At 65.3% G+C, this 7,074-nt stretch carries 7 protein-coding genes; 4 read left to right on the top strand and 3 right to left on the bottom strand.

Annotation, left to right across the window (positions count from 1 at the left end):
- Positions 1–291: 291 nt before the first annotated feature.
- From HY058_11710 to HY058_11695, 4 genes are all read left to right on the top strand, one after another.
- Positions 292–1,677 (top strand): FAD-binding protein, encoded by a 1,386-nt coding sequence (locus HY058_11710; GenBank protein ID MBI3497960.1) that lies wholly within the window; start codon positions 292–294, stop codon positions 1,675–1,677.
- A 17-nt stretch (positions 1,678–1,694) separates the two neighbouring features.
- The gene (locus HY058_11705; protein MBI3497959.1) at positions 1,695–3,287 is read left to right on the top strand and encodes a gamma-glutamyltransferase family protein; all 1,593 of its coding nucleotides are present in this window, start codon (positions 1,695–1,697) and stop codon (positions 3,285–3,287) included.
- A gap of 123 nt (positions 3,288–3,410) precedes the next feature.
- The gene (locus HY058_11700; GenBank protein MBI3497958.1) at positions 3,411–3,689 is read left to right on the top strand and encodes a type II toxin-antitoxin system RelE/ParE family toxin; all 279 of its coding nucleotides are present in this window, start codon (positions 3,411–3,413) and stop codon (positions 3,687–3,689) included.
- Between the two features lie 19 nt (positions 3,690–3,708).
- Positions 3,709–4,002 (top strand): HigA family addiction module antidote protein, encoded by a 294-nt coding sequence (locus HY058_11695; GenBank protein ID MBI3497957.1) that lies wholly within the window; start codon positions 3,709–3,711, stop codon positions 4,000–4,002.
- Positions 4,003–4,080: 78 nt separating this feature from the next.
- On the opposite strand, the gene HY058_11690 is transcribed toward HY058_11695, so the two are convergent.
- The 3 genes from HY058_11690 to HY058_11680 form a co-directional block, all read right to left on the bottom strand.
- A complete protein-coding gene (locus tag HY058_11690) occupies positions 4,081–4,890 on the bottom strand; it encodes an ABC transporter permease (protein ID MBI3497956.1) in 810 nt (269 codons plus the stop codon).
- Positions 4,887–5,717, bottom strand: coding sequence for an ABC transporter permease subunit (locus HY058_11685; GenBank protein ID MBI3497955.1), 831 nt, complete (start codon positions 5,715–5,717; stop codon positions 4,887–4,889). Before HY058_11685 ends, HY058_11690 begins: the two co-directional genes overlap by 4 nt.
- Positions 5,718–5,869: 152 nt before the next feature.
- Positions 5,870–7,027: an extracellular solute-binding protein gene (locus HY058_11680; protein MBI3497954.1), complete on the bottom strand. Its 1,158-nt coding sequence runs from the start codon at positions 7,025–7,027 to the stop codon at positions 5,870–5,872.
- Positions 7,028–7,074 lie beyond the last annotated feature (47 nt).

The raw sequence follows: 7,074 nt of genomic DNA, 5'->3' as shown, positions 1-7,074 counted from the left end.
TATGAACGCTGTGAAATACGCTATTCTGGTGGCGCATGACGTTGGTCCCTTCCGTGTCCAGAAACGTTGCCAGACGTTCCAGACGCAGATGAATCAACGTCATGCGCCCTGTCTACAAAAACTAAACCGGACAGCCGTGGGCTTGACCCGGGCATCCACGTCCTCCATCCGTAAGACCGAGCCACGTGGATGGCCGGGTCAAGCCCGGCCATGACAATTTTGAACTACGCCGGCCATGCGAAGACAGCCGCAACCTGCTAGCTTTGCGCACGGATTCGAGGAGTCTCGCTCATGACCGCACAACCCCAGCCGAAGAGCCGGGCGATCGAGGCCTTGCGCCAATTGCTCGGCGACCGTCTCTCCACCAGCCCGGCGGTGCGCGACCAGCACGGCAAGGATGAGAGCTATCACCCAGTGATGGCGCCGGACGCGGTCGCCTTCGCCCACACGACCGAGGAGGTGGCCGAGATCGTCCGTCTCTGCGCGCGCGACAGGGTCCCGATGATCCCCTTCGGCACCGGCACCTCGCTCGAGGGCGGCGTGGCGGCACTCCATGGCGGGGTTTCGATCGATCTCTCGCAGATGAACAAGGTGCTGGAGGTGAACGCCGCCGATCTCGACGTGACCGTGCAGGCGGGAGTCACGCGCAAGCAGCTCAATGAATACCTTCGCGACACCGGCCTGTTTTTTCCCATCGATCCCGGCGCCGATGCTTCGTTGGGCGGCATGGCGGCCACTCGGGCGTCGGGCACCAACGCGGTCCGCTACGGCACCATGCGCGAGAACGTGCTGAGCCTGACCGTCGTCTTGGCCGATGGCCGCGTCATCCGCACCTCCAGGCGCTCGCGGAAATCCGCGGCCGGCTACGACCTCACCCGGCTCATGGTCGGCTCCGAGGGCACGCTTGGCGTCATCACCGAAGTGACGCTCAGGCTCTACGGCATTCCCGAGGCGATCTCCTCTGCGGTCTGCGCCTATCCCACCATCGAAGAGGCCGTTCAGACGGTGATCGAGACCATCCAATCGGGCGTGCCGGTGGCGCGCATCGAGCTCCTGGATGAGAAGCAGATGCAGGCCTGCGTCAACTACTCCAAGCTCGACTATCAGGTGGCACCCACCTTGTTCTTCGAATTCCACGGCACCAAAGCGGGCGTGGTCGAGCAGGCGGAGATGGTGCAGGCGATCTCCTCCGAGCATGGCGGCACCGACTTCCGCTGGACCTCCAAGGCGGAGGAACGCACCAAGCTCTGGGAGGCGCGGCACAACGCCTATTATGCCGCACTCGCCCAGCGCCCCGGCGCCAAGGGCTGGCCGACCGATGTCTGCGTGCCGATCTCCAGGCTCGCCGAATGCATCTCCGAGACCAAGAAGGATCTGGAGGAGTCCGGCCTCTACGCGCCGCTGGTGGGCCATGTCGGCGACGGCAATTTCCATCTGGTCTATGTGATCGATCCCGCCGACAAGGAGGAGATGGGGCGCGCCGAGAAGCACAACGACCGCATGGTGCTGAGAGCGCTCGCCATGGGCGGCACCTGCACCGGCGAGCACGGTGTGGGCTACGGCAAGCTCAGCTTCCTGCAGGCCGAGCATGGCGAGGCGGTCAGCGTCATGCGTCTCATCAAGCAGGCGCTCGATCCCATGAATCTGATGAACCCCGGCAAGGTGGTGCAGATATGAGCGGCCTCGCGCGGGGCATGATCGTCGCCCCGCAGCCCGACGCGGTCGAAGCCGGCGCGCTGCTTTATCAGGCCGGCGGCAATGCGGTCGATGCCGTCATCGGCTGCGCCTTTGCCCAATGCGTCGTCGACCAGATGATGTGCGGCATCGCCGGCTTCGGAGTGGCGCAGCTCTATCTGCCGAAGAAAAAGACGCATGAGGTGGTGAACTTCCTCTCCAAGGCGCCGCTCTCGGTCCGGCCCGACATGTGGGCCGATCTCTTCGAATACGAGACCCGCGACGGCTTCGGTTTCGTGCTCAAGGGCAGGGTCAACGATCTCGGCTATCAGTCGATCGCCGTGCCGGGCTCGCTCAAGGGCTTCCAGGATTTGCACGGCCGCCACGGGCGCTTGCCTTGGGCGCAAGTGATCCAGCCGGCGATCCGGCTGGCGGAGGAGGGCTACCGAGTGACGCCGGCGGTCCACACCTACTGGACCACGCTCGAAGGCATGGGTCGGGTCGAGGTCATGGAGCGGCTCCGCTTCACCCCTGCCTGTGCGTCGCTCTTCTTCGCCAGCTCGGGCGCGCCGCATCCCATTGGAACCGTGGTGAAGAACCCGGACTATGGCAGGACGCTGAGGCGCATCGCCGCCGAAGGTGCCGACAGCTTCTACAAGGGCGTCCTCGCCGAGCAGATCGCCGCCGACATGGAGCGCCATGGCGGCCGTGTGGCCCGGCGCGACCTCGAGACCTATATGGTCGATCGCGGCGAGCCGATCTGGGGCGAATATCGCGGCCACCGGGTGAGCGTGACCCAGCCGGCGAGCTCCGGACCGATGCTCTTGAAGATGCTGCACACGCTCGAGCGCTTCGATCTGAAAGGGCTCGGCCACAACACCCCTGAATACATCCAGGTGGTGGCCGAGGTGATGAAGCGCGCCGGCGTGGTCAAGGACCGCTTGATCGGCGATCCCGCCTTCATCCAGGTGCCGGTCGAGCGCATCATCGATCGCGCGGCGGCGGCGGTCGAGGCCGAAGCGATCGCCAAGGGCGAGCGCGCCCATATCGCGCGCGCAGAGGCGAAGGAGGCGGCGGATACCACGCACATCTCCGCGCTCGATGCCGAGGGCAATGCCGTCACGCTCACCCATTCCTTGGGCATGCAGTCCGGCGTCATCACCGAGGGCCTCGGCTTCATGTACAACGGCGCCATGGCGATGTTCGATCCCAGACCCGGCCACCCGCAGTCGCTCGCGCCGGGCAAGCAGCGGATGAGCTCGATGGCGCCCGCCATCGTCTTCAAGGGGAACGAGCCCTACATCGTGCTGGGTGCCCCCGGCGGCTCCAGCATCCCCTTGGGCATCCTGCAGGTGATCCTGAATGCCATCGACTTCGGCATGCCGATCGTGGAAGCGGTGAGCGCGCCGCACTTCTCGGCCACCGGCAACGCCATCGATGTGAGCGCCCGCATCCCACGCACGGTCTGCGCGGCCTTGGGCCGGATGGGCTACCAGACCATCCACAGCGTGCAGAGCTTCATCGCGGCCCGCGTGCACGCGGTCATGATCGAGAACGGCCGGGTCACCGGCGCCGCCGACCCGGCCACCGGCGGCATGGCGCTCGCGGTCTAGGGGCGGGCGCTGGCCCCACGCTCTTCGCGAATAACCTTCTGAGTTTGCACGACGTCAAGTTCAGCTCTGGCATCCTCGGGCGGCAATCTTGACGCAATGCCCCCCAGGCATTACCTTCTGGGCATGATTCGAACCTTCCGGGATTCAAGCTCGAGAAGGTTTGCGCTCGGCGGAAGAAGCAAGTTCTCCGGCATGGACGAAGGGCTCGCCCGCCGCCGGCTGGCTCAGCTGAATGCCGCGACTTCGTTCGATGATCTCGCAAAGCTGAATTCGGTCGGCCTGCATAAGCTGAAGGGAAAGCTCAAGAGGTTCTGGTCGATCGACATCAATGGACCGTGGCGGCTCTTGTTCGAGTTCCGTGAACGCGATGCCTATGAGGTGCACATTCATGACCCACACTGACAAGACCGCGGACTTGGCGATGCCGGCCTCGGGAATCCTACCTCCCGTCAGGCCCGGAGAGACGATCGCAGAGGAGCTGAAGGCACGCAGGCTCAGCGCCACGCGGGCGGCCATGCTCATGCGCATTCCCCAGAGCCGGCTTTCCCGCATCCTCGCCGGCGAGCGGGCGATCACGGCGGACACCGCGCTCCGGCTGCATCGGCTGCTGGGCCCGTCACCGCAGTTCTTCATGAACCTGCAGACGCAGTATGACCTGGCCGTGACGCAGATCGAGCGCGGCGCGGAGATCGCGGCGGAAGTGCAAGCCGCGTGATCAAGGAAGCCAGGACCGCCTCTCGATAGGAACCGCCGCGAATAGGAGCCATCGCGGGCTCCGGTAGCCGCTCGCCGGCTAAGTCCCGACCTTGGCCAGCACGTCGGCCTTGAGGAAGCGCTCGACCACCAGCATGAAGCCGATCGAAGGCACCAGGAGCACGAGCGCGGTGATCGAGGAGATCTGGTAGTTGCCGGCCATGCTGGCGGAGAACAAGAGGAGCGGCAGCGTGGTCACCTCCGGCGCGCCGACGAAGAAGGAGCCGGTGAACTCGTCCAGCGATTCCAGGAACACGAAGATGGCGCTGGCGACGATGCCGGGGGCCGCCAGCGGCAAGGTCACGGTGAAGAAGGTGCGCAGGGCCGAGGCGCCGATGTTGCGCGCCGCCTGCTCCAGCTCCGGCTCGACGGTGGCAAAGGCCGCGGTGGTGATCCACACGGCATAAACGAGGCCGTGCACGGTGTGCACCAGCACGACGCCGGCGACCGTGCCGTTCAAGCCGAAGCTGTAGAAGATGCGGGCGATGTTGATGTAGATCGGCAAGCTCGGGAAGGCCTGGGGCAGGAGAAAGGCCAGCATCACCAGGGGCCGCCAGGGCAGCCGGCCGCGGGCGAGCGCCAGGCCCGCCGGCACCGCGATGGCGAGGCAAGTCGCCACGGTCAGAAGCGCGATCGCGATCGAGACCTCGAGCGACTCCATGGCGCGCCCCTGGGGACGGAACACCCGTTCCCACCAGCGGAAGCCCCATTCGGAGGGCAGCTTGTTCGGGAAATACCAAGCCTCCGCCAAGGACCACAGCACGAGATTGGCGAGGGGCCCGAAGATGATGATGGCGACCAGCACCAGCACGATCGTCCGCGGCAGCCAGCGCAGGACCCCGGCGCTCATCGCGTGCGCTCTTCCAGGCTACGGCGGAGATAGATCCAGCCGACGATGCCGGTCATGAGATAGGAGATGAAGCCCAGCGCGTTGGCGACACCGTAGTCGCCTTGAGCGTTGATGCGGTAGGCCATGTCGACGGTGAGCAGGTTCGGCGCCGCCCCCGACAGCATCAGCGGCACCGAGAGCACCGACATCATAGTGACGAAGGAGAGGATGAGGCCGACCATCAAGGTGCCGCGGATCTGCGGCACCAGGATCTCGATGAGGATGCGCAGGCGCGAGGCGCCGAGATTGCGCGCGGCATCGATGGTCGAACGGTCGAGCGAGGCCATGGCGCCGGCGACCATGAGGGCGACGAAGGGCGTCTGCTTCCATACGAAGGTGGCGACGATGCCGCGCCAATCGAGGAATCCCACCGTCTGCTCGGTGTCGAGGAGGCCCATGGAAACCAAGCCGTTGTTCATGAGCCCGTTCTTGGCAAGGAAGGTGCGCATGCATTGCGCCGCCACGATGAAGGGCACGAAGAGGGGCCAGCGGTAAAGCCAGGCCAGCACCGCCACCGCTACCGGATTGCCGCCCAGGGTCAGATAGCCGCCGATGGCGACCGAGACCAAGGCGATGATCGCAGTCGACAGCGCGATCAGCACCGGCGTGAACAGGATGTCCTTGTCGTAGAGCTCGAAGGCCTTGATGAAGTTGGCGAACCCGAAGCCGCCGCCGGGCGGCTCGAACGCGCTCGCCAGCGAGAAGCCCAGGGGATAGACGAACAGCACCAGCACGACCGCCAGTGCCGGGGTAACGAGGGCCAGCGAGAGCAGGCGGGTGGGGGTCATGCTGCAACCGAGGCCGAGTGCCCCCACCCCAACCCTCCCCCGCCTTGCGGCGAGGGAGGGGGTACGCAGGAGGCCTCTAGCTCCCTCCCTCGCGCGCTTGCGCGGGGGAGGGCGGGGGTGGGGGCAATCGGCGTTTCAGAACGTGCGAGCGATCAGTTCTGCACGATGCGCTCGTATTCCTCCTGGATCTCTTTGAAGTACGGGCCGATCGGCATGGGCTGGCCCTTCTGCGCCAGCTCCTGCGGGGTGATGTCCTTGAACAGCTTGTCCCACACCGCCTTGTCGAGCTTGCTCTCGAGGTTCTGGGCATCGATGCCGGGATACCAGTTGAAGCGCTTGACGATGCCTTCGGCCTGCACCGCCGGGCTGGTGGCGAGCTCGACGAACTTGCGCGCTACCTCGCTGTTGGCGGCCTTGGTCGGCACCACGTAATACATGGGCTGGCCGGGCATGCCGGGAGAGATCAGCTGGAGGCGCATGGTCGGCGGCAGCCTTCCCTCCGCCTGCCAGGTGTAGAACATGTCGACCCACACGGCACCCATGGAGATCTCGCCGCGGTTCAGCATGTCGAGGGTGCCGGCATTGCCCGGGGTGATGACCACGTTCTTGTTGAAGTCCTTGAGCTTGGTCAGCGACGCATCGATGCTGACCTTGGTCCCCGGGTCGTAGGGGCCTTCCATCAGCTGCTTTGCATTCGGCGCGTTCGCGTAGACCCAGCCGAAGACGAAGGCCACACCGGACATGCCGCCCTTGATGCCGTTGTAGCCGAACTTCTTCGGATTGGCCTGGGTCCAGGACACGAGCTCGGTCAGCGACTTCGGCGGGCTCGCCACCATGGCCGGGTTATAGGCGATCGCCGTCTGGCTATGGAACATCGGTATGACGAAGCCATCGACATTGGCGCCGAGCGAGTTCTTCGCCGTGTCGCGGGTCACCAGCTTGCCGGTCGAGATCTTGTCGCGATAGGCGTCCAAGAGCCCTTCCTTGACCATCTGGCCGGCCATCGCCTGATGCACGACGGCGACGTCGACGTCCCAGGTGGCGGTGCCGGCCTTCTTCTGCGCATCCAGGCGCTCCCAGATCTTCTGCGAGCCGGCATCGCCAGGCCCGGTGCCGACCGCGCGCACGCTCACATTGGGATTCTGCTTCTCGAACATCGGCCCGAGATAGTCGGTGATGTAATCGACCATGTTCTGGTCGCCGGCCGTCATCACGTTGAGTGTGGTCTTCTGCTGGGCTTCGGCACCTTGAGCGAGCACCAACGCGGCGCCGCCGGCGATGACGGATTGCAGGAGTGTACGTCTCAGCATCTGGGTTCCTCCTCTGTCGTGGGCGGCTTGGAAACTAACCGCCTCCT

The sequence above is a fragment of the Pseudomonadota bacterium genome (assembly GCA_016195085.1).
Taxonomy (GTDB): Bacteria; Pseudomonadota; Alphaproteobacteria; order SHVZ01; family SHVZ01; genus JACQAG01.
The sequence above is the reverse complement of the archived record's forward strand: the minus strand, read 5'-3'. Positions and strand labels throughout refer to the sequence as shown.